General features: G+C 34.8%; 19 protein-coding genes and 2 pseudogenes. All 21 read right to left on the bottom strand.

Annotated elements, in window-relative coordinates:
* Positions 1-25: 25 nt before the first annotated feature.
* Positions 26-2,863: a DNA polymerase I gene (polA, locus tag H5J24_RS17560; protein WP_068939419.1), complete on the bottom strand. Its 2,838-nt coding sequence runs from the start codon at positions 2,861-2,863 to the stop codon at positions 26-28.
* 275 nt (positions 2,864-3,138) lie between these two features.
* Positions 3,139-3,276, bottom strand: a complete 138-nt coding sequence (locus tag H5J24_RS17565; RefSeq protein ID WP_232815734.1) for a hypothetical protein — start codon at positions 3,274-3,276, stop codon at positions 3,139-3,141.
* Positions 3,273-3,575, bottom strand: a complete 303-nt coding sequence (locus H5J24_RS17570) for a hypothetical protein (RefSeq protein ID WP_232815735.1) — start codon at positions 3,573-3,575, stop codon at positions 3,273-3,275. Before H5J24_RS17570 ends, H5J24_RS17565 begins: the two co-directional genes overlap by 4 nt.
* A 92-nt stretch (positions 3,576-3,667) precedes the next feature.
* Positions 3,668-4,081: a type VI secretion system tube protein TssD gene (gene tssD / locus H5J24_RS17575; RefSeq protein ID WP_045493904.1), complete on the bottom strand. Its 414-nt coding sequence runs from the start codon at positions 4,079-4,081 to the stop codon at positions 3,668-3,670.
* 339 nt (positions 4,082-4,420) lie between these two features.
* Positions 4,421-4,948 (bottom strand): hypothetical protein, encoded by a 528-nt coding sequence (locus H5J24_RS17580; protein WP_068939423.1) that lies wholly within the window; start codon positions 4,946-4,948, stop codon positions 4,421-4,423.
* Between the two features lie 9 nt (positions 4,949-4,957).
* The gene (locus H5J24_RS17585; protein ID WP_232815736.1) at positions 4,958-5,404 is read right to left on the bottom strand and encodes a hypothetical protein; all 447 of its coding nucleotides are present in this window, start codon (positions 5,402-5,404) and stop codon (positions 4,958-4,960) included.
* Positions 5,405-5,420: 16 nt separating this feature from the next.
* Positions 5,421-6,107 (bottom strand): hypothetical protein, encoded by a 687-nt coding sequence (locus tag H5J24_RS17590; RefSeq protein ID WP_068939427.1) that lies wholly within the window; start codon positions 6,105-6,107, stop codon positions 5,421-5,423.
* A gap of 290 nt (positions 6,108-6,397) precedes the next feature.
* Positions 6,398-7,216: a hypothetical protein gene (locus H5J24_RS17595; RefSeq protein WP_232815737.1), complete on the bottom strand. Its 819-nt coding sequence runs from the start codon at positions 7,214-7,216 to the stop codon at positions 6,398-6,400.
* A gap of 459 nt (positions 7,217-7,675) precedes the next feature.
* Positions 7,676-8,239, bottom strand: coding sequence for a hypothetical protein (locus H5J24_RS17600; protein WP_141395609.1), 564 nt, complete (start codon positions 8,237-8,239; stop codon positions 7,676-7,678).
* Between the two features lie 439 nt (positions 8,240-8,678).
* Positions 8,679-9,731 carry a LysM peptidoglycan-binding domain-containing protein gene (locus tag H5J24_RS17605; protein WP_068939435.1) on the bottom strand — a complete coding sequence of 351 codons (1,053 nt, stop codon included), beginning with the start codon at positions 9,729-9,731 and terminating at the stop codon, positions 8,679-8,681.
* Positions 9,732-9,803: 72 nt separating this feature from the next.
* Positions 9,804-11,998: pseudogene (locus H5J24_RS17610) on the bottom strand (type VI secretion system Vgr family protein).
* Positions 11,999-12,204: 206 nt separating this feature from the next.
* Positions 12,205-12,618: a type VI secretion system tube protein TssD gene (tssD, locus tag H5J24_RS17615; RefSeq protein WP_068939439.1), complete on the bottom strand. Its 414-nt coding sequence runs from the start codon at positions 12,616-12,618 to the stop codon at positions 12,205-12,207.
* Between the two features lie 493 nt (positions 12,619-13,111).
* The gene (locus tag H5J24_RS17620) at positions 13,112-13,990 is read right to left on the bottom strand and encodes a lytic transglycosylase domain-containing protein (protein ID WP_082810969.1); all 879 of its coding nucleotides are present in this window, start codon (positions 13,988-13,990) and stop codon (positions 13,112-13,114) included.
* Between the two features lie 67 nt (positions 13,991-14,057).
* Positions 14,058-16,554 (bottom strand): annotated as a pseudogene (locus H5J24_RS26235) (ATP-dependent Clp protease ATP-binding subunit).
* A 278-nt stretch (positions 16,555-16,832) separates the two neighbouring features.
* Positions 16,833-17,504 (bottom strand): hypothetical protein, encoded by a 672-nt coding sequence (locus tag H5J24_RS17635; protein WP_068939442.1) that lies wholly within the window; start codon positions 17,502-17,504, stop codon positions 16,833-16,835.
* Positions 17,505-17,617: 113 nt separating this feature from the next.
* On the bottom strand, positions 17,618-18,886 hold the full coding sequence (locus H5J24_RS17640) for a hypothetical protein (protein WP_068939452.1): 1,269 nt from the start codon (positions 18,884-18,886) through the stop codon (positions 17,618-17,620).
* Positions 18,887-19,079: 193 nt separating this feature from the next.
* The gene (locus tag H5J24_RS17645; protein ID WP_068939454.1) at positions 19,080-19,688 is read right to left on the bottom strand and encodes a hypothetical protein; all 609 of its coding nucleotides are present in this window, start codon (positions 19,686-19,688) and stop codon (positions 19,080-19,082) included.
* A gap of 620 nt (positions 19,689-20,308) precedes the next feature.
* Positions 20,309-20,650 (bottom strand): hypothetical protein, encoded by a 342-nt coding sequence (locus H5J24_RS17650; RefSeq protein ID WP_068939456.1) that lies wholly within the window; start codon positions 20,648-20,650, stop codon positions 20,309-20,311.
* 363 nt (positions 20,651-21,013) lie between these two features.
* On the bottom strand, positions 21,014-22,786 hold the full coding sequence (locus H5J24_RS17655) for a hypothetical protein (protein WP_068939460.1): 1,773 nt from the start codon (positions 22,784-22,786) through the stop codon (positions 21,014-21,016).
* A gap of 239 nt (positions 22,787-23,025) precedes the next feature.
* Positions 23,026-23,502, bottom strand: coding sequence for a hypothetical protein (locus tag H5J24_RS17660; protein ID WP_232815740.1), 477 nt, complete (start codon positions 23,500-23,502; stop codon positions 23,026-23,028).
* A complete protein-coding gene (locus H5J24_RS17665; RefSeq protein ID WP_068939467.1) occupies positions 23,502-24,866 on the bottom strand; it encodes a zinc metalloprotease in 1,365 nt (454 codons plus the stop codon). The genes H5J24_RS17660 and H5J24_RS17665 overlap by 1 nt, the downstream gene beginning before the upstream one ends.
* Between the last annotated feature and the right edge of the window lie 114 nt (positions 24,867-24,980).

The raw sequence follows: 24,980 nt of genomic DNA on the forward strand, positions 1-24,980 counted from the left end.
TTATTATTCAAGTAAGTTTATTCTATTAATGGGCTTCCAGCCAGTTATCTCCTACTCCTATTTCTACCAATAACGGAACTTGCGTTTTCAAGGCATTTTCCATTTCGGTTTTGATGAGTTTTGAAGCGGCCTCAATTTCATCTGCCGGAGCTTCGAATACCAATTCGTCGTGTACCTGAAGCAGCATTTTTGTTTTGAGTTGCTGTTCTTCCAATTCACGGTCTATTTTAATCATAGCGATTTTCACGATATCGGCTGCACTTCCCTGTACCGGGGCGTTTACCGCGTTTCTTTCTGCGTGCCCTCTCACTACGAAATTATTGGAATTAATATCTTTTAAATGACGTTTTCTTCCCAGAATGGTTTCAACATATCCCATTTGACGGGCTTTGTTCACCTGCTCTGCCATATATTCCTTCAGTTTCGGATAGGTTTCGAAATAGGCTTCAATCATCTGCTTAGCTTCTGTACGGGATAATCCGGTTTGTTCAGCTAAAGCAAAAGCTCCTTGTCCGTAAATAATTCCGAAGTTTACCGTTTTAGCCTGGCTCCTCTGAGTTTTTGAAACTTCAGCCAAAGGAATTTTAAAGAGTTTTGCCGCAGTGGAAGCGTGAATATCTTCTCCGTCCTGAAATGCTTTAATCATATTGTCTTCTCCTGAAATTTCAGCGATCAGACGAAGTTCGATCTGTGAATAATCGGCAGAGATAATCTTCTTCCCTTCTCCGGAAACAAAGGCTCCACGAATCTGCTGCCCTCTTAATGTTCTGATCGGAATATTCTGAAGGTTCGGATTCACACTCGCCAGACGGCCTGTTGCGGCTGTAGTCTGAGAGAAATTGGTGTGTACTCTATTATCTAGCTTATCAATCTGCGATGGCAATGCATCTACATAGGTTGATTTTAATTTCTGATAGGTTCTGTATTCCAGGATATGTTTGATGATCTCATGCTTTGAAGCTAGTTTCTGAAGTACATCTTCCGAAGTAGCGTATTGTCCTGTTTTTGTCTTTTTAGCTTTGGGATCAAGCTGCATTTTTTCAAACAGGATTTCTCCCAGCTGCTTTGGTGAATTCATATTGAATTCTTCTTCTGAAAGTTCAAAAATTGTTTTTTCTAGATTTCTCAGGTCATTTTCAAGATCTATACTTTCCTGTGCCAGCCATTTTTCATCTAAAGAGATCCCTGCCAGTTCCATTTTCGCCAGAACTTCCATTAAAGGCATTTCAATATTGAAGAAAAGCTCTTCCAGATTTTCTTTTTTCAGTTGTGGAGCAAACAACTCATACAATTGGAAGGTTACATCGGCATCTTCCGCTGCATAATCTGTCTGTGTCCTAAGATCTGCATCTCTGAATGTTCCTTGCTTTTTCCCTTTCTTACCAATGATGGTTTCAATGGAAACGGGTTTATAGTTCAGGTATACTTCAGAAAGATAGTCCATACCGTGTCTTCCGTCAGGATTCAACAGGTAATGGGCAATCATCGTATCAAACATCACTCCTTTCACAGTGATGCCGTACTGTTTTAATATTTTATAATCGAACTTCAGATTGTGAGCGATTTTCAGCAAATCTTCTTTTTCAAAAAACGGTCTGAAGATCTCAAGGGTTTGCAATACTTCTTCTCGGTTTTCGGATAAAGGGATATAATAGGCTAATCCTTTTTTATAGGAAAAACTCATTCCTACTAATTCTGCTTCCAGTTCATTTAATGAAGTAGTTTCTGTATCAAAACAAACAGCACTTTGCTTTACAAGATTGTCTACCAGTTTTTTCTGAGCCTTCGGATTGTCGATAAACTGATACAAATGGTCATTATTTTCAATAGACGATTTTGTAGAAGTAGCCTGATCTAGCTCTTCGAAATTCGCAAAAAGATCAAGCTGCATCACTTGTCCTTTTACTTCCGATCCAGATGGGACCTGTTTTACTTCTACTTCACTTACGACTACGGTTTCAGCGGCAGCAGCTGGAGCAAAGGCTCTGTAAAGGTTTTCATACAGTCTTCTGAACTCAATTTCTTCGAAAACTTCTTTCACTTTTTCAAAATCCGGAGTTTCAAGATCGTATTGTTCCTGGTGAAATTCTATAGGAGCATCACAGATAATGGTAGCTAGTTTTTTAGACATAATTCCGCGTTCTGCAGAGGCTTCAACCTTTTCTTTCAGCTTGCCTTTAAGCTTATCAGTATTAGCCAGTAGATTTTCAATGCTGCCGTATTCTTTAAGGAACTTCATAGCCGTTTTCTCTCCTACTCCTTCCAATCCAGGGATATTATCCACGGCATCTCCCATCATGGCCAAATAATCGATCACTTGTTTAGGATCTTCGATCTCATACTTAGCTTTTACTTCTTCTACACCAAGGATTTCTATGTCTCCTCCTTTTAGTCCTGGTTTATAAATTTTGATTTTATCTGTAACCAGCTGTGCAAAGTCTTTATCAGGAGTTACCATAAAAGTGGTGTAGCCTTCTTTTTCTGCTTTGCAGGCAATAGTACCAATTACATCATCTGCTTCATATCCTTCCACTCCAAGAATGGGAATATGCATTCCTTCCAGAATTCTGTGAATATATGGAACTGCAATTTTGATGGCTTCAGGAGTTTCACTTCTGTTTGCTTTATAGTCTGCAAAATCATCAGTTCTTACGCTTGCTCTTCCTACATCAAAAACAACAGCCAAATGAGTTGGTCTTTCTCTTCTGATCAATTCGATCAAAGAATTGGTAAATCCAAAGATGGCGGAAGTATCCAAACCAGTACTGGTTAGTCTTGGATTTCTGATCAATGCGTAATATCCTCTGAAAATCATCGCATAAGCATCGATGAGAAACAGCCTTTTATCTTGTGTTGCGTCCATATTATCTATAATGAACAAATATAAGAAAATAGGAGGATAAGTTGCTAGTTTTAGGTTGGGATTCGGAGCGTGTGATTCCTGGTTAGAGATAGAAAGGAAATGGTAAAAGATGTTAGAAGTATAGTTGAACCACCCCGTCAAATCTTCAATTTGACACCCCTCCAGAGGAGGGGAATGATGGCAGTTGTTCCTAATTGATAATGGTTGATAAGATTAGAGTAAGGCCCCTATTACCTATTACCTATTACCTATTACCTATTACCTATTACCTATTACTAGCAATCATGGTTTTCGTAGTTCAGCTGTTCCATTTTATTCTCGTAGCTTTCCATATCTTTTTTACCTATGCTTACTTTTTTCAGCTGCACTGGTATTTGCTTTTTTCCGTCTGGACTTATCCAGGTTCCGTTCATTGTTTCTCCTTCTTTTTTAAGATCATCAGCCCCGTAAAGCCTTCTTCTACCATAGCAAACTGTTGTTTTACACCTTCTGTAACGCTAAGCTGCAGCCAATTGCTAACTTTTTCATAACGGTACATCGCGTTATAATAAGGATCTCCGCCACAGCCATTTTCCACAGATTGTATAAACAGGGTTACCGGCATCTTTTCATTTACTGTTCCTTTGTACAGAGAGGAACTGTTCTGTGCCTGCAAGGTAATCAATGACATGGTAAGAGTAAATATCAACAGAATTTGTCTGAATATTTTCATATAGTTTTATAGGGTTTATTTGATAAAAAACAGAACAGTATACTCTATGAGCATACTGTTCCATTAGTTTTTTTAAGTTTTGTTGTACTGGATTATTTACCAGCAGATGGCCAAAGACCTGCGTACTGAGAAGTACCGTAGTCAATAGTTTCAGCACTGATTACAAAGCTGATCAACATACTGTTGCTGTCGATTGCGTCGAAATCTACTTCGTGCTGGATAACGTATCCGTTCTCCCATTTCAAAGTGATCAGTGTTCCTTCTTCGTGAGATTTGTTGAAAACAATTTCTCCTACTGTTGGCTTATATTTTCCATTCAATAAGCTTTCAAGGATGTCTGATTTTTCAGTAGCTTCTACTGTAACTTTGATTAATGCGTTAGAAGGATCTGAAGCTACACGTCCTGATACGTCAGTAGATCTTGATACGCTGTAGTTCATTTTTAATAATTTCTGACCTTCTCCGTTGTTGAATTTTAAGATTCCTCTTGAGTTTCTTTCTGCCATGATTGTAAATTTTAATCGTTAATAATATTTTTGTTATTCAATAATTGTAAGACAAAGATAAAGGCCTTCAAGTTGAAAAAAAAGCTTTTGGATGGAAATCTGAAAAATTGTAGTAGTTCTACGATTTTATGTAGTAATTCTACGACAATGGAGTTAAATACAAACACAACTTATTATTAATAAATATTTTAACCATAATTAAAAATTATCATAAAAACATTAATTATTACACTTTAAAGAGAAATATTATATTAAAAAATCATCTTTATGGCAATTTAAAAACCATCCGAACCTCATCTTTTTCTGTACCATTTTTAAAGGGTTTTGCTTAAGCGACATTTAATGACTGGAATACCAATATATGTTTTGGAAGTTATTTTTCTTTTTAATTTTTGTGAAGTGCAGCTCTTTTTGAGCTTCCTTCAGAAGCCGGTTCAATTCTACTCCTTTCTCTTCATCATAGCGAATTCTGTACTCTACATCATGCAGGTAAATATTGGGTTTATCTCTCAGAAAAATCTTAAAATATATTTTTGAATTCCTTAATTGTGGTGTCTTGGTTTCATAATCATACGAATAGAATCCAATGATATCAGCTTTGGCATATTTTATATACCTGTTGCTATTCTTTTTCAGATAAAGATAATTATGATCAAACCAGATGGTGATTTTTACAGAAATAGCTTTCAGAATCAAATAGCAAGTTCCCCAATAGAACAGGGTAATAAATACCATCAAAGAAACACTGAAATGAAATATGAAATAATACAAAGTTCCCCATAAAACCATAGAAGGAATAATTACCAGGATCGTCCAGCCTACGTGAAATGGCAGAACATTGTTGAATATGAATTCTTTTCTTCCCATATCTGAATATTAAGCACTAAAACAGATTCCATAATACACCAGAAATCCGCCCATCAGAAAAATCAGTTTGAATCCTATTTTTATTTTGTCAGCATTGTTGATCACAAATTTTACAGGGTTCTTATCCAGATTCTCTACATTATGTGTCTTATGAAACCGAATTAGTACATTATCCAGAATAACTTCTGTAAATAGCAATACAAAGAAACTGTAGAAAAACAGAGAAATAATACCCAGACCAATATTAAAAAGCTGTTTTTCGTAGATCAGAATTCCACGATCAAATTTCGCAGCATATAATAAAAAACAAAGGGAAGCCACGATGAGAAACAAAAAACCGCCAATAATACCCAACCCGGTAATACGTAAAGCTTTATTTTTTGGATATAGTACCGGTAACCTGAAAAGCAGCCATCCAAAAGAAGCCATAAAAGCAATGTACAATACAATTTTCATGTTATTAGCTATCCTTTTATCTATGATCAATATAATAAAAAAAGGTTGTCATTAAAAGGGTCATCACCACACTGGCAATTCCTAAAATAAATAAAATGACCTGCCACGGCTGCATTTTGTTGATGATTGAGTATTTTATGGGCTCACCTTTTACCACATACACTCCAAAGTTAGGAATAATGGTAGTATTGATGATATTTCTGAGTTCTTTCTTATTGAAATTTTTATGGATATAGGGTTTCATGTATTGAACAAAAGCATCTAGCTCATCAATGTCTTTTTGAGATGAAAAGGGAGCCAGTCCTGTATTTCCTACTCTTATTTTGATGGTTTGATCTAATGTTTTAATAGTCAGATAACGTAATCCTACATTGCCAAGATTTTTAATCATCTTAACTTCTGATGCCTGAAACCTATATTCCAAATTTCTAAATGTAATGTGAAAGTGATTATCTTTTATACGGATAAACCAAGTCTTCTCTTTCACTAATTTGCTCAATTGTTTCAGCGTGATTATGCATACTCCAATTGTCAGCATAACCGCAAAAGAAACCGATTTCAAAAAATGAATATTGGGAAAAAGAAGCTCTCCTCCAAATAGGACACCCAACATGATACATAATCCCGGAATAATTAATACCAGTGCAAGTTTTAGTTCTGTTTTGAAATCCAGGCCCTGAAAGATAAACTCGCAGTCTTTCATTGGGATATTATGCGTCGTTTTTTTCAGATTAAAAGTCTTTTATCAGGTTCAAATCACTCAAAAAATAAAATTACAAAATATAAACTCTACCTATGCTGCTCATGTTTCAGTGAATCCTGTAAAAGCCTGGCCTTATTTAAGTGTTGAAGCCTTAAAAGTAATTTCTCCATTAATTTTCTGATTTTAAATTCAAACAAGGTCTAGGTAAACCATATTCCTGTGATCAGTAAAATAATTTTGCAACGAATTTCTCCTAATAGCTACTTACTTTCTCCTGATATATCTTATTATCAATTCTGTGCTGCATTGATTGTAACACCGCCCGCTGACTGGTTTGCAAACGAATCTGCTAATACACTAAAAGTCCATTCGGTGAGAGGCGAAACCAGTAAAGGAAGTACCAATCCTGCCACATTTATTGTGCCTCCAAAACCTTCAGCAGCCTGACCTTTCATTGCTTTATTGGTTTCAGCCCGATGTTGATTAATTACTCGATTACCTTTATTACTTGTTTTTTCTCTTTGAAGAATTTTTCCACTACCTTTTCTTTTCATGGCTTCTGCTGCCTGAGCTCCGGATCGGGTTTTCTTCATTTCTGCAACTATTTCTGCTATTCTAGCTTCCCGTTCTGCACGGGTACCCTTCAGATTCATAATCTCTTTGATATACTTTTCATTCTGATTCTGTCGATATTTATCATAAGAAAGATTGAGTAACTCTCCAGCAGCATTAGTTTGTGATGTTCCGATATATGGATCATCAGGAGTGTCTACCGTAAAGGAACCTTCCATACTTTTGCGTGATGCCAGCATCTGATCATAAGTAGTATTACCATCACCACTGTATATTCCCTGCATTCCCTGCGCCTCCCAAGTAGAAATGGGTTGAAAAATAAGATAGGCACCTATAATTCCTACCGCAGCTTCTTTTCCACCTGCAAAAAGACCTGGTCCCAATGCACCTAATCCACCACCGGCAGCAACAGCCGCAGTTCCAGCTGAAAGCCCCACACCGTATCCGAAAAGGCCACTGATTACAGCTGTTAAGCTGACTTCTCCCCCAATTTCTGAAAGCCACATTTTTTGCTGCAGCCTTTGCTTCTGCTTCATCAAGAAATGGAGTAAGAATTCCCGGGCCGGCAGAACATTTAAGAAATGATTTTTGAGTAAGGGCTTTATGTCCTTCAAATTTCACACTTGAATGAGGGTTTATCCATTCTACAAGGTTAGGGTTACATTTTGTACTGTTTGATGCTATAAGCACTGTTGCAGCAACAGCTACTGCTCCTAAAACAATAGCTCCTACCCCAAAAGTACAAATTGAAAATGCTACAGCTAATCCCAGCGCTAAACCAGCTACCAAAAATGACCATGCTGCAGCCTGCCCCCAATTGCTCTTGCATTCAAAATCATCTTTTAAAACTTTATCTACTTCTGTAAGCAGGGGTTGTTTCTCTGATTTATAGACTACAGAACGATTCCACATTTTAGGATCTACAAGTAATGCTCCTGGAGAGGGATTCATCTGATAGCTACAAACTACATGTGTTTCCTGAGGAAGATACCTACTCATAATTTATAAATTTTCTTTATTTGATTTTTATTTGTTCCAACAGCAATTTCCGGGGAAAAACCATCGAGTTTCCAATAATTACTAATAGAATTTACAAACTTCGGTGTCACAAAATTTAATGAATATGTGTTTTTATCGGTTGTATAAAACAATATCCGTAAAACCTTTTGATCCGCCACATTCTCTACTACGTGAACTTCATGAATTTGTTTTTTAAGTAAAATAAATTGTTGAGAACCTTTAAAAGTCAAAGCATCTCTTGTTAGTTCAATGACTTTAATTCCTGAGGTAAAATAAAAGTAGATATATACCAGAGAACAATATAAAAACAGAAAAGGAAGTGTTACCAAAATTTCCAAAAATGCATTTTTTGTCCTTGTTATTATTCCTATATCGTTTTTATAAGGTGCTATTATATTTCTAAATAATAGCATAAAAGCAAAGCCAATTATAACGAAAATAATGAATTTAACTTTAGGATTTTTAATCAAAAAAGAGCTTACCGGAACCTGCTCGCCTGTATTGCCTATCTTACTTTCATTATCTCCATTCAGATCCATTAAAAAATCATTGTATTCCTGTGTACTGCTCTGAAATGGATGTCTTGAAACAGTAATTTTATTACCCTCAAATGGAAACCGGATTTTATGATCTTCTATTCTTATTTCATTTTTAGGAAGTGTATAGCTTTTCTTTTTGTAATCTATACTTATAGATTGATCAATAAACCTGATACTTCCTTTTGGCGAAAAAATATACTCTAAAATCTTATAGATAATAATACCATGAAACAGGTAAAATAGAAAAAGTACAAAATATAGAAAAGTACTGTTAATATTAAGATTAGGCGAGTGCATTACGTCAGCAAGGTATTCCCAACCCGGTACAAAATAAGAATACAACAGCACAATAAGGAGGGTTAAAATTACAACCCCTACCTTTTTACTATTGTTTAATGTCTTTATAAAAATCATATCTTTCTAGAATTAATGAATGCTTTTATATTTTTCTCAGATTAAATATACATTCAGATTTTATATTATTCTCTATATTTTCGATGATTGACAGCTCTGCTTTCTCTAATGTTTTTGTTTTCAGATTATAAGTAAACAGATTTCTCATATCAAGTTTATACTCCGAAAATTTATATTTTATAAGGGGCTGATGATATTTTTCATAGCCTTTGGTTACTTTGTCCAACAGTTCTTCAGATTCAATCGTCTCCCATACTTTTCTGATGGTAATCAGATCTTCATCTTTCTTAAGTACATCATATCTCACTTTCATAGGGACAGTCACATCCGGAAAAAGCTGTGATTGATAGATATAGTCTTCTGATTCCATATTTTCATCTGCATTATACAGATACTTATCTAGCAGGGTAAGATAAAAAAGATCTCTGTTATAATCTTTTTCGTCATTATACTGACTGGAAAACTGTAAATCACCTTCCTGAATAAGCTTCACATACTCCTGAGGCTTTGTTTGTTTTACCACTTTGATAAATTCAATTTCGTTAAGTTTATTTTTTTTAAACTGCTCCCAATTTTTCTTTATCTTATTTTTATCAGCAATTTTACTGAATCTTCCAAGCGTATTGATTTCTACCAAGCAGTCATTTCTGATATAATCTACTTCGGATACAAAGTCGAAAACACGGGATAGTGCCGGTGGATTAAACTCATAAAAAAAATCACAAAGCTTAACCTTCACCAGGTGATTTGTTAAATTAAAATCTACTTCATATTCTTTTTTAAGCTGAGAATAACTTTTTACTTCGTCTTCTATTCTTGTTATATTCAGTTGTTCAGCTCTATATCTGTCTTTTTTTTCGAAAGATGTATAATCAATGTTTTTTTTCTCTTCTTTATCTTTTTGCAGTGGTATTATCACTGTATCAATATGAATGGGCAGATAATTTCCAAAAAACTGCTGAGTCACTGGTGAGTATGAATTATGAAAAGCCAACAGCTCCTTCCCTGTCATTTGATATTTTTCCGCTATTGACTCTAATGAATCTCCCCGTTTTACCTGATACTTGCTATATTCCATACAATGGATTTCTATTATTAATAATTAAAAAAATTCCAGTTTCCGTTCTGACTGGAAATCTATTGATGAGGATTAATTAATATCTACTTGAGCTCCTTTAATGGTCACATTACCATCTATAACTATTCCTGGATTTCCTGCTTTTTTTCCAACATTGGTAAGACTAAGTCCTTCTATATTCACAGTATCGGCCTTCACAGTAATAGCAGTTTTTGATATTTCAATACTACTATTTCCCACTTTAATCGTTATTTTTTCAGCTCCGGTTAAATCAATAACTCCGACATTATCCATTTTAAATACACTTTTCCCTTTTCCTACTTCAACTTTATGCGTATTTCCAACATCAGCAATATGATCACAGCCAACTTCTAATTTCTTATTATTCCCAATTTTATCTGTTTTATCATTACCAACAGTTTTAGTACTGTCATTATTAGCATTGTGTACCACATTCCCAGCTCCATCAAAGAACATATTGGCACCACCTTGATCTTTTAGATTCATGGATCCAGCACCATTATCATATTTCAGCTCGGCTCCGCTTCTTCCACTAAAGCTCATCACATTATTCCCAGCACCTCCTCCGGCACCAATTCCCCCATGAAACATTCCTCCCATGACAAAAGGGCGGTCTGGATGCTGGTGTACAAAGTTGATGATAACCTGGTCTCCTACTTCAGGAATAGACATGAAACCACGGTTTTTGCTTACTTTATCGCTGCTGCCGGCATCTGGAGACATCACACGGATAAATTCTGTAATATCCGGTCCGTTCTGCCAGTCGAACTGTACCTGAACTCTTCCCTGATTTTGAGGATCTGTATTGGATACCACTTTGGCAAACTGAGCTTCCGCTCTTGGTATTTCGAATTCCGGACGTGGAATATAGCCGGTATCTGCAGCAATAGCTTCAAATTTACCATCATAATATCCTCTGGCATCTACTTCATGGGTAACTTCAACAATCATCAGTTTAGTGAAATAAGAAGTTTCATTGCTTTCGGATTTACGCATTTCAATATCTGCAGTACATCCCGGGTATAAGAAAGGAACGGTAGTAGTCCCGGAAGTGATAAAAACTTCTGAAGCCTTACTTCCGGCAGTTCCTTTTTGGGAAGCATCAATATCCATAAAGGATATGGCCTTTATCGGAGCCACTCTTAAAGATGGAGTGGTAAACGTTTTTTCTGAAATTTCGTAAGCACGTCTTGCAATATCCGAAGTATGATTGATCTTTGAACTTCCCCCGTCATTTTTTCGTTTTTACTGCTGTTGTACCCATAAAAACTAGGACTTACGTGCTGGGCTTTCATTTTGATCGCGATATCACTCACACTGCTGCCATAAGTAAGTTTCAAAGGTTTTTCCTGAGGCGGAAGTTTTCCAAAATGTAATACTTCACCGTCATAGTAAAACTGTTCTCCGTAAGCTTCAGCCATTCTTGCCAGATAATTATAGTGGGTTTCTTCGTATTGTGAGCTATAGGAAACGTTTCCATGCTGAGCATCTACTCTGAAATCAAATTTATTCTGCCCCAATCCTTCACTGATGACATGATATGCAATACTGTTCAAACTGATCGGCTGACTTCCTCCAAAGCTTTGAATATGAGGAGCTGCATCCAAAAGTACAGTCGGGCTATATCCTTTAAGAACAATATTCCCAAGACTGCCTTTTTCCTGACTGAATCCAACTTCAGTGACTACGCCTACAAAATTACGTTCAGCACCTTGTATGATGTCTTTATATTTGAAAACAACAGTAATTCTTTTTCCAAGAAAGTTCTGTGCTTCCTGAAGATTGTGATTTTCTGCACTCCCCAATGTATCATGAGCCAGTGTAAGGCTAAATTCATGATGTTTGGTAGCACTTTGTACCAATTTAAAATGCTTGAAATGCTTGATGATTTGCCCTTCAATGACCACATCCAGTTTTACCACACGGTTGATTCCGGCAATAATACTTTGAGGAATGGCTTCGGCATTATGTATTTTTGAGGTAGGTTGTTTGGCCCACACTTTATTTTCAACGATAGAGGGGTTATTCGGAACAAAAGTTTGGTTCATAAACATATTGGCTCCCTGTACATCGCTCATGACCTGTTGTCCAGCTTTTACAGCTTTCTTCACTTTACTGCCCGCTTTATTTAGCTTCTCTTCTGCTTTTCCGGCAACATTTTCCGTTGCATTTTTCAACTGCTCTTTACTGCCTTTGATATCAGCCTTTGGGCTATCTACTTTAATTGTTTTGTCAGCCTGAAACATAGTGCTTGTGTTTAAATTAAAAATTAAATAAACTGCTGATTATACAGCAACAGAATCAAAAAATATAAGGCTAGATCTACAAAATCTGTTGATGAAAAAAATGAGTTCTTAAAATCTATGCTGTCCTTATATAAAAACAGGACAGCATACTCTTCCGAGCGCACTGTCCTGTACCAATTTTATTTTTACTAAGATGATGAATAGGCTTATTTACCTGCCGAAGGCCACAGTCCAGCGTATTGAGAAGTACCGTAGTCGATAGTTTCAGCACTGATTACGAAGCTGATTAGCATACTATTGCTATCGATTGCATCAAAGTCTACTTCGTGCTGGATAACGTATCCGTTCTCCCATTTCAAAGTGATCAATGTTCCTTCTTCGTGAGATTTGTTGAAAACAATTTCTCCTACTGTTGGCTTATATTTTCCGTTCAATAAGCTTTCAAGGATATCTGATTTTTCAGTAGCTTCTACTGTAACTTTGATAAGAGCGTTAGAAGGATCTGATGCTACACGTCCTGATACGTCTGTAGATCTTGATACGCTGTAGTTCAGCTTTAATAGTTTTTGACCTTCTCCGTTGTTGAATTTTAAGATTCCTCTCGAATTTCTTTCTGCCATGATTTGTAAATTTTAATCGTTAATAATATTTTGTGATTCAGTGATTGTATAGCAAATATAGAAGGTCTTTTTCCGGGAAAAAAACTTTTAACTATAAATCTGAAAAATTGTAGTAGTTCTACGACTTTTTGTAGTAATTCTACGACATTGGATTTAATAACTCCACTTAAACGCACTATACAAAAGCATTTTCAAAAAACCATAAAACACTGACTAAAAGGGATATTTTCCACCTAAATGAGAAATATTAATACTTTTTAAGTAAAAATTAACACACTTTAACTTTTACTTAAAAGCATAAAATATGGCAATAAAACACACCAATCTTTGCTTAAAAACTTATGTTCATTTGTAATTAATTTTATTCTTTACTATGGAAATAAAGAACTTTATTGAATTTCGTATCATTATTAAGAATAAAAAAGACATGAAAATTCAAAAAAATAACCAAACCTTCAAGTGGTTTGGTTACATATTAATAAAGTTACTTTGTTTAAGGTTGTATCCCTGCTCCGGCTCCAGCACTTTCTTTGATTGATCTGGTGAGAATCTTGTTCTTTCTGAGAAGAAAATCCGGCATCAGATCAGTAGGAAGATAAAAAGTACTTTCTCCTTTTTTATGCAGTTCTTCTGTAATTCCAGGATTCCAGGCAAGAATTTTATCAACATCCACATCCAGTTCATCAGCAATTACATTCAGACTAAATCCGGCATTGATCTCTGTTTCTGATAATGCTTCATTGGGTATTTTTCTATTTCCATCTTCAAAAAACACTTTGTTAATCCTTGCAGAATTGTAATTATTTAACACACTCTGCAATTCTCCTGTTGCATAGCAAGCATTCAGATATTTTTTCACATGATTAATGGTTTCTGCAGGAAGATATTTGTAGAATTCATGGTATTGGCTGGAACCTGCAGCCTGCATAGCTTTGGCAACATTTCCTTCACCACAGTTGTAAGCAGCGACCACTGTGACCCAGTTATTATATTTTTTGTACAGATTCGCCAGTGAAATAACTGCTGTTTTTGTGCTTTTGTACACATCTGTACGCTGATGTTCTGCAAGGCCATACTGATTGGCATGCGCCGTCATCAGCTGCCATACTCCTACTGCTCCGGCTCCGGAGGTAATATTTTTGTCAAAATGGGATTCAATAAGGGCTAAGTTTCTTAAATGCTTGGGAAGCCCTTTCTGCAGAAGCAGCTGTTCAATAAATTCAACAAGATCTTTATTGGAGTTAATAATTCCCTGGTATTTTCTCACACTGCTTTCTGAGGTATCTGATGCAGCAAGAAACTGTCCGTTTACTATAGCAACAGTTCCCAAAAGCATTATCCCTGTAAAGATATTTCTGACAATTGTTTTCATCTTACTGTTATTTATAAAGCAAAAGGCCAATTGATATCATTCTACCTTTTTACTATTTACTTTCTTACTAATCTACTTTCCAGCTTAGTTTTTCTTCTTCCTTATTCCAGTCTACATGAATGGTCTGCCCGGATTTCACTTCTTCTCTTACGATCATTTTAGAAATAGGCCTTGCCAGCTGTGCACGGATCACTCCGGAAATCTGTCTGGCTCCATATTTACTGCTGAACCCGCCAAGAGCAAGATTCCTGACTGCATCATCACTGATTTTTAAAGTAATTCCAAGTCTCGTTAATGAAGTATGAAGTGATTTTAACTGAATATTGAAGATTCTTTCAGCAATAGATTCCGTGATTGGGGCAAAAGGAATAATCTCTGTAATTCTGGCTAAAAATTCCGGTCTGAACCTTCCTGAATTAGACATAATCTGCATCAGTGAAGATGATTCAGGGATTTTCCCTTCTTCAAACTGCTTTACAATTTCTTCGCTTCCAATATTAGAAGTGAATAAGATCAGAGCATTGCTGAAATCTCCTTCTTTACCAAGCTTATCGTGTACTTTTCCTTCGTCCATGATCTGAAGGAATACATCAAATACGGAATGGTGGGCTTTTTCAATTTCGTCAAACAAAACCACAGTATACGGCTGTTGTCTAATCTTATTAACCAGCATCCCTCCTTCTTCATATCCTACATATCCCGGAGGCGCTCCATAAAGTAATGCCGCTGAATGTTCTTCTTTAAATTCCGACATATCGAAACGAACCATTGCTTTCTCATCGTTGAACAATAGCTCTGCCATTGATTTGGCAAGCTCTGTCTTTCCGGTTCCGGTAGGTCCTAGAAGGAAGAAGGATCCAATGGGCTGTCCTGGTTTGTTTAGCCCACTTCGATTTTCAACAATAGCATCAGAAAGGATCTTTAATGCATGATCCTGACCTACAACTCTATTTAATAGAAGGGATTCCATATTCAGGAGCTTTTCTTTTTCCTGTGCCTGGATTTTTCCGATTGGAATATTGGTTTTAGCAGCCATTACAGCAGCCAGTTCCAAACGGTCTACTTTTTTCTCTTTTTTTCGCAGCATGCTGTAAAAGCTCTGCATAGGTATCTTCAATGATTTTCTGAATCTGATCTACCGGCATTGAGTTGTCCAGAGCAGGCTGTTCACTCAATGATCCCCATAAAATAGGGCTTATTTTGTCTCTCAATAAATTATAAGTCCAGATCAGTTCGTCTGCCTTATCTTTATTATCAAGGTATTCTTCTTTTAAGATAGCATCATAACTTTCTTTCCAACTGTCAAGTTCTTTTTCAGAAAGCTCATCCAACATTTTGATGGCTGCCATGGTTCTGTCTAGTAAATCAATGGCTGCATCTGGTAATTTTTTACCTTTAGCATATCTTTTTGCCAGACGTACACATTCCGGAAGGGCTGTTTTTTCCACTTCAATTCCGTGATGTTTTTTATAGCCTTCCAGAAGAACGTCAATCATTTTCACACAAGTTTTTTCATCCGGTTCATTGACCGTTAATACTTCGAAACGACGGTTGAAAGCCTGTTCCGGCTCAATGATTTTTCTGTATTCTTCCTGAGTGGTAGCACCGATTACCGTAATTTCCCCTCTTGCCAATTCAGGCTTCAAAAGGTTAGCAACATTTCCGATGCTTCCTTTCGGGTCTAAAAGGGTATGGATCTCATCAATGAAAAGAATCGCTTTTTCAATTTTTTTGCATTCATTGATTACTTTTTTCAGACGGTCTTCTATCTCACCTTTGTAAGATGTTCCGGCTAATAAAGCTCCAGTGTCCAACTCTAAAAGGGTTCCGTTCTTCAGCATTTCCGGAACATTTCCTTTTGTAATTTCTATAGCAAACCCTTCTACCAATGCTGTTTTACCTACTCCCGGTTCTCCAATGATGATTACATTCGGTTTGCTTCTTCGGCAAAGGATTTCTACCAGCATTCTCAGTTCTTTGTCTCTACCGATAATATTTTCAAGGTCTCCTTTTCTAGCCTGTGCTGTTCTGTCTACACAGTAGCTTTTAATGGATGGAAGAGATGCGTCTGCAAAATCTGATCCATTGGAAAATAATGAAGCAAAATCCCCATTTTCAGAAACGGTAAATGGAGTATCTTTTCTATATAGGTTAAAGATTTCATGCTCTCTAAGCGGTAATGACTTCAATTGCTGAAGAGAAAACACAACCTGAGGCTTTACAATGGCAGTAAGGATACAAATTGGGGTAATTTCATCCAACCCTAGCTTTAAACGGATATCGTCTGCTTCTTCTATAAGTGTATCTACGGCTTCATCCTGGCCTACTTCATCCGGAAGATGACTGGTTTTAGGATATTCTTCAATACGCACATCTGCCCATTCGTAGAAATAACCGGGATCTTTATCTATGCTTTTTAAAAATTCATTAAGACCAATATCTTTATGCATCAGCGCCTGCAAAATATGCGGGCCTCCGTAAGTGCCATTATAATTTTCCCTCGCTATCGACTGAGCAATATGAAATAGCTGCTTTACTGTTTCGTTGGTTACTAGTACTCCCATTTATAATTTTTCTTATATTAATATTTGCGTTCTGTTTACCTATTGTTTTCAGATGATTTGATGTTCTTTTCTTTCTTTGAACCCTGTACTTTTATTACTGGTGATTCATAAACCAAAGAGGGTTCTTTTATTTTGCTAAAATTAAATATTTTATTCTAAATGTGATAAAGATAGTTAATTCTTCAATTAGAGAAGTAATAAGCGTATGTTTTTATCCTTTCCTCGCTTTTAAACTACTTATAAAATCCCGTATTTCTTCTCCCACAGCCTAATATCTCTTATATATTCAGAAAATAAAGAAGGATCAGGCTTAACCACTGAAGACCTATATAGATATAAAAAATCATAGCTGAAGGTTCTGCCAGTTCGTGTAATTTTTCTATCAGCGTATTTTTCATGATTTCATAAAAATCTACATTTTCATCGCCTAAATTCAGTTCATCAAATTTCACTTTATTCAGGGCATATCCCAAAACACGTTTAAGGATTTTATTTTCAGAGCTGTTTTTGAATTCATTCAACAGCCTTACTTTTGCCAATGCATAATCTGTACTGTTGCGGACGACTACCGGCTCGGTATTTTTAATTTTATTAATAATTTTATCGATAAAAGGAACCAGAATTGTTTTGGAATGGTCTTGTACAAGCCTGCTGATAATTCTTGACATGCCGTATTTTGTAGAGAAAATACCAATACAAAATGGGGCTGCAACCATTAACAAGTAAAAAAGACTTGCTGATAAAGGTTTTGCCATAACAGTTGCAATCAAAAAGGCAAAAGCTCCACTATGACCTAATGATGAGCCTAAACTTTCAGCCATGATATAAATACCCAAAGAGAAAGTGATAACGGTTGAAAGAATTCCTATGGCATAAATTTTAAATACGCTGAAGATAAATACTGCGGATAGTTTAGAAAAATATTTTATGTGATCGGTGATTTTGTTCATTAGTGTTTAATTTAGAACATGGTTTTATTAATAAAGGTTTTTGGTTTCTCTTATGAGCAGTACAATATAATCAATATTTTAATTGTAAAAGAATCCGTAATAATCCCATATTTTTAATAGAAAATTTCCTGAACCTCTATTTCTTTTGTACCAGGATTATAGGTTTCTTTTTTAACGAGCCGCCCTTTACTATCGCATCTATAAGTTATTGAATCTGAATCAACGAGTTGTTTGGTTGGCTTCTTTTGTTCATTGGAGTTACTATAAATACTATATTGATGAAGTGAGATATTGATTTCCGAAGGCTGATAAGTATATTTTGTTTCCATAATCCGTAAAGGAATTGCTGACTGATCTTTCAATTTTTTCCATGCGTGCTTCTTCTGTTCTTCCATGGAAATTGTCTCCCATTTTCCGTTGACTAAAACAGTTGAATTTATAATATCATACTCATAACTTACCGCATTAATCACCTCATCTTTAAGATAGGTATATGTTTTTTTAACAAAATGATTCATGATTTTTCCCGGGTGGTCATTATCTATAGTTCCTGAATATTCAAGGATACTCACCAATTTATTTTCATTGTTATAAGTAAAATCAATGATATCATTCCGGTTTTGGGTATATTTTTTTATCAGTTGCCCCTGTTTGTTATACTCGTAGAAAAATGTCTTTGTTTGATCTTTGATTATATTTCCATTGGGAGCTATCTCTTTCTCCCAGGCATTTTCTTTCTGTATATAGCCATTTTTATCATACACCCAAGTTATCTCTGATTTAAAATTTTCATCGTCCTGCTTTCTGAAAATCAATCTTGATTTTTCATCATATCTATTTTCCAACAAAACTTTATTTAGCAACATTCTTTCTTTAGCTAGTTTCAAAAGCTGCCCATATTTGTTATACTGATACAGATATTTGCTTTTACCTTCCGGAACATCTATTTCCATGGTTTTGATGAGCCCCAGTTTATTCAATTCTATATGGGTAAAAAATTCTCCACCGCCTGTTCCCGCTGCTCCGAGTGCAAATTTGTGAAAATCTGCATATTTTTTGGGTACAATATATTTGAAATCATTGATTTTTAATAATCCTGCAAGATTCATTGCTTCCGGGTCCTTTAGGGTAAGGATATGTTTATCCAGGTCGGCTGTTAAATATAGGCTATGATCTGAAGTTGGGGAATAAAATAGAATGGTATTTCCTTTTTTAGAATAAGCTGTTCTCTGATCCGGATAAAGTTCTGTCTCATTAAATATTTCTACCTCTCTATTGTTCTCTTCCCTCTTCGGATCACCTGAATAGCAACCGATAACCAGGCTAAAACATATGAAAATAAATCCTATTAACAGAATAGTTTTTGATTTGGAAATAGTCATTTAGTTTTTTATTAAGCTTTTGAAGGGAAGGTACTGTTCCCGGTCGCTTCATCATATCCTTGATTCTTTTTCATCTTTTGTCGTTACCAGCTCTGCGTTGTATTGTTTAACATCAACTACATAACCCGGATGAAAGAATTGCACTCCAGTGGCTTTCCAAAATAAATACAAATTACAGATTAGATCGGAAGTTTTAAAATTTTTCCAAATCAGAAAAACTTAAATCCTGTATTTTGGGCAAAGCATTGATTTTGATCTCTTTTTTCCTTTTGTTTAAGAGTTTCTCAGAACCTGTCACCTGTTCATACTCAATTTTTGTTTTGGCTATTAAGTCAATTCTCGTTTCAAAAGTGGTATCTTTTCCATCCCATATTACCCGTGATATTTTTACCAATTCAAAATTATTTTTATTCAGTCTGAATTCATAGCTGCTTTTCCGGTTATTAATATCAGTAAGCATTTTTAATATACCATCCTCAATAAAAAAATCTGGAATTACATTACCATTATGTTTCCCATTTTTATAAGCCGGATATTCGTTTTCAATAAGTTTTGTAGAAGAAACGATCAGTTGAAGCTTTTTATTAGGCTGGGAGAGGAATATCTGTACTCTTACGGGTCTGGTATCATCTGTCACATCCATTTCTACCATAATCCTATCATTGCGTTTATCATTATTCAGATCCCCCACTTCTTCTTGTATCAGAGATGTATAATTGTTTTTATCAGCAGCTTTTTGTGAATATAAATTCACATTGGCCAAGAGAAGGAATATAACAATGGATGATGATATTTTTTTCATAATTATTTTTTATTGATTAATAAACTTTGCGGTTAAAATGCTCCTAATAATGATTGTAAAAAAGATTCAGAACCCTTTATATCATAAAAGAATAAATTTAGAGAAATCCAATATACCTGAAATATTAAAAAAATAATTAAAATGATCATCAAAAATAAAAGCAAGAGTTTACTTTTTATTTTTATTATAAAATAATACATTAATGAAATAGTTAAAAAAGGAATTATTGCCCCAATGCATCCAATTTGAGTAACTATTTTTATAATATTTTTTAGATCATATTTTTCTAAATAATTTAAAGATAAAATGTACCAACATGTAATTCCTATTGTTAATAGAATAAATATCAATAAACTAATTAATATGAACTTTCGAATGTTGTCCATTTCTATTTCTTTTCGTATCCAGGATTTTTTCCTGAACTAAATGAATTTTTTAACCATTCTTCAGCCCTTCCCTATAATTGGGTATGACTTAAACTATGAGATTCTATAACAAAGTATGATAGGTCATTTCAACATATAGTTACATCTTTTTTAATCTTGTTCTGTAGTAAACCCCACATAATATTTTCGCAATTTCCGCTTAATATTTTAAGTTGTTTATCTAAAAAACTTCTACTATTTAGCCAAAGGATTATCTATTAAAGCACTTGTTATGATATAAAAAGAAAAAATCAGACACATTATATAAAGTAATCCTAAAAAAGCAATAGCCCGAATCAAATATAAAGCCCATATTTTTTTAATTATTTTTATGAGAATAGTATCTATAAGAACAAATAAAATAGTTGTGGGAATACTTATAATCAAGCCAAATTGCTTTATTATTTTTTCAATGAGTTCTGTATTAACAGATTCAATAATACTGCTGTAACTAAATATAAAATAAATAATAATCAGTAAATTAGCCAGTAAAAAGACAAATAGCGCTTTACTAATAATTTGTGTTATATTTTTCATATATGTTAGAATACTTCCAATAATGATTGTAAAAAAGATTTAGAATCATCTATATGATAGAATACCATATTTACGGTAAGCCAGTAGACTGAAAATAGTAAAAAAATGAACAATATAAAGATCAGGAAAGTGAGTAATAGCCTATTTAATATAATTTTCGATAGATAATATATGAGAGAAAATATTACTGCAGGAATAATTGCTCCAATGAGACCAACATTTATAACAACTTTACCAATACTTTTTACATTTATCAATTCTTCATATCTATGTAATAAAATATACCAGCCAGACAAAATAATTGTACATAAAACAAATATCAATAAACTTATAATAATATTTTTCTTACTATTTCCCATATATTTATTTCTTGTTATATTTCGCTTTCTTTTCAGAACTGAAAGAATTCTTTAACCCCTCTTCAACTTTCCCCCACAATTGGGTATGACTTAAACTATGAGATGCCATAGCTAAATATGCTAGCGAACCCGGTCGTTTTATAATATCATCCTTAAATGTTATTTCATCTTGTTCAGTAACTAATCCCGCATAATATCTTGTGACAAAGGTATCATATCGTCTAAGATTTCCTCTTAAAATTTTAAGTTGTGCGTCTAAATTTCCTGTTACGATATATTCAGCATCATCAATATAGCCAATAATTTTTTTCAATTCAAGGGGTTTAATAAACTGACTGAATAACCTCATCAACAAATCTTCCAGCTCCCGGGCATGTACTGCACCTTGTGCTCCTTTTAAAAAACCACCAAATTCTTTTCTCTTATTTCTGGAATTATAGGGATCACTTTCAAAAATAGGTACATCTATAATGGACAGTCCTTTGGTTTGCTTTTTGGGTGTCCAGGATGTTTCGTCAATACTATCAGTGATTCCTTTATTTTCTCCAAATACACCTGCTAATAAACTTAGTAAATAACTATCCTTTGGACTGCTTTTAATGTCAAACAAAATATTTAAAACCCTCAACCCTTGTGTCAGATTTAAATTTTGTGCCCATGTTACTTTATCATACCCTTTTGCTATGCCAGCATTATAATTATTATAGACATCATAGGTCCATCGTAAGAGATTATTTAAAAGGCTAATAAACGAATCTTTTTCTTTTTGCAGATTAGAATTTTCAATTTTTAGAGAATCAATATATAGGATAAACTCTTTCGTCATCATATTTACTCCCAAAAAAGCTTTTGCCATTTCTTTCCATGCCGGAACTGCTCTTTTCTTATGGCTGCTGGGAAGACCTATGCCCTTAAGATAAGTTAAAATAGTATTGTTATTTACACCTTTCAATGTCTCTATACCCGTTTTAAATTTCTCCATTTGAAAAGACTTTAATAGGCCTTCTAAATTGGTCAAACTGAAGTCTGCAATCAATTGTTGGGTCAGATCATACTCATTATGAACGTTAATGATCTTACATTCTTTATGTAATTTTCCATGATTCAACTGATGTTTCTTCTGGAAAAAAGGAGTTGATAAATACGTGATACTTTTAACTTTCCATTCTTTAGGAAATTCTGTAATCTTACGAGGTTTCAAAATACTGGATTTTGCAATCATATCCTTACTGGAGATAAGCTCTGTAAACTGATTAATGACGTTACCACCATGTGAATGACCAATGAGATGCAAATGTACCTCCTGATTTTTCCAGCCGGGATATACCCTTAGCAGCAGATCAAATAATCTCTCGGAAGCTTTGATTCTTTCCTTGGTATCATTATCACCAGACCAGCTGAAAAAGTCTCCTTCGATATGCAAATCAGTAAATTGAGGTTTAAGTTCCTTGATTTTATTCCATAAATTATTTAAACTTTCCTTTGTTTCTTGCTTGGTCTTTTCATCAATATATTTCCAATAGCTTGTATTCGCCTTATGTTTCGTTCCTTCAGTATTTCCCGGATCTGTAGTTCCAGCGACAAACATAAGAATATCAATAATTCTCCCTTTTCTTTTAGGAGAATCTTCGGGGTCTCCATATTTTACCCCTTTTTCTACCCCTGTCTCAGTTACGGATTCTCCGGCAGAAGTAATGATATTTTCTCTGGAATACATACTGTGTCCCTCCTGAGATATTTTGGTATAAGTTCCTTTTACAATTCTCGTCCTACTCATAGCTTACTGGTATTAATATTTCCGTAATGATCTCAACTATTATTTTTCACTGATGATTTTACCGGTATTGGCATCCATTTGATAAACAACAGGTTTCCAGGCAGCAGGTTCACCGGGAGATGTTTTCATAATCTCCAATAGTTCTTTTTCTGTAAGTCTTTTTCCCTGAGTGATTGAAATATTCCAGACAGGAACATCCTGATCGTATACAATATCATATTTATTGGTTCCGTCATCATTTAATCTCCCTGCTCCTGTTTTAAGGGTGATGTATCCTTTTTATCGAGAAAGTTCAGTACATCCTGGTATTTGATCTTTCCATAGTTCTGATCTTCATCTACCGTTTTTTCAAGATTTCCGTCTTTATCATAGTATTCGGATTTTTCTACTTTTACGGTTTCACTGATATGGGTTTCTTTTTTCTTCAGATTCCCATTGGGATAAAATTCTTTGTAAACATACAGGAATGATGGTTTAGGAAGTAATTCTTCCAAAGTTCCCGCTTCATCCTTTTCCGGAGCAGACATAGACAAAACGGTGTATCCGTTTTTGAGCTCCAATGTTCCGTTGCTTTCCTGATATTTTTTAAACAAAGCAAAATCAAATTTTTCAACCATAGTACTCGTTTTGTGATTCTTTTGAGTTTCTTCTTTTTTAGACTGGCAGGAGCATATTACAAAAGATAATATGGAAAAATAAATTAATATTTTTTTCATTACAGCATAATTTTAGAGTTCAACACTTTCCATTGCCACTTAAAAACAGTAATTCTCGGGATTTGTATATGATGACAATAGTCCATAAGATTATTTGTTTTATAGGCTTCATAGGTATACTTTGCCGGAGCATTTCCATCAAAAGTATGGGGAAGTCCCAGCGCATGCATTAATTCATGGGCAACTGTTTCTTTTGAATGGGTATAAAACTGAACTGTAAAAGTGGTATTGAAAAATGAAAAGCCATTGGTATAGGAAGCAATTTTACCATTCTTCCACCCCGGATATATATCTTCTATAAAAAAGACTTTGAAATGCGAATCGTATTGGCTGCCGTATTTATCCCGGAATTTTTCTTCCAGGTAGTCTCTCAATCCACTAGAGCTGTCTATATAATACTTCCCGTCAATCTTTTTACAAAACTTGAACCTGAAGGCATTATAGATTAGGTTTCCCGTACAATCAATAGAAAAGGAATTCTGAATGGTTGGAGATACCAACGCCTGATTCAGGCATTGTGTAAAATACTGCTGACTGCCAGGTTTGGGTTTTCCTACTTTAATAACATCATTAATATCTGTTTTTACGGAAATAAAAAGCGCAGAAATCTTTTTAACATGCGCCACAGAATTGGGATGAATAAACAAAGCACCACAAATCTCACCATCTGCTTTTACATACAGCAACTGTTCTTTGGAGAACTGTTCTTTGCAGGTTATTTTCAGATAATTGGATTTATCATATTTTCCTGCCTTAATCACTCCTATTTCTTTAAGATTAAGAGATAAGTATTTTTCTGCATCTTTATCTTTAAATTCAAAAGTCAGTTTTTGAGGTTTCTCTTTAATTTCAATTTTAAGGGTTAACAGTGCTGACTTTCCTTTTAATAATGTCAAAACAGGTATTGGATACAAGTAAGGGGTTTTATTCACTTTTTTCCATGAAATAGAAAGGCTTTTATAGCTTTTCAGTTTCTTATCATACATATTAGGATCTTTGTGGAAGTTGGTATTCCAGCTATTCCCGTTTTTAAAAACCGTGACATTATCCGGCTCATAATATTTTCCCATAACGGCTCCGAACCAGTTGTCTCCCAGCTGTCCGGAATCCCCTTCTCTTAGCCAGTCAAAACCAAAGTCAGGATTATCTTTATACTTATCATGAGGCCTGAACTTCACCATGCATTTAGCCACCACTTTTCCGGCAGGTGGCATTGAGGGATTTCCAAAACTTAATCCATCCTTGACCCCGGTTTCAGTAATCGCAGACCCAGCGGTGGTGATAATATTCTCATTAGAATACATGCTGTGTCCTTCCTGAGAAATCTTGGTATAAGTTCCTTTTACGATTCTCGTCCTACTCATAATGTAATGATATTTGATTTTTCGTAATTACTGTTTTTTATTTTTATATTTTCTTATAAAAAGATACTACTAAAAAGCATATTTATTGAATAAATTTTTCTTGATACTCTTTCC

It is taken from the genome of Chryseobacterium capnotolerans (assembly GCF_021278965.1).
GTDB lineage: Bacteria > Bacteroidota > Bacteroidia > Flavobacteriales > Weeksellaceae > Chryseobacterium > Chryseobacterium capnotolerans.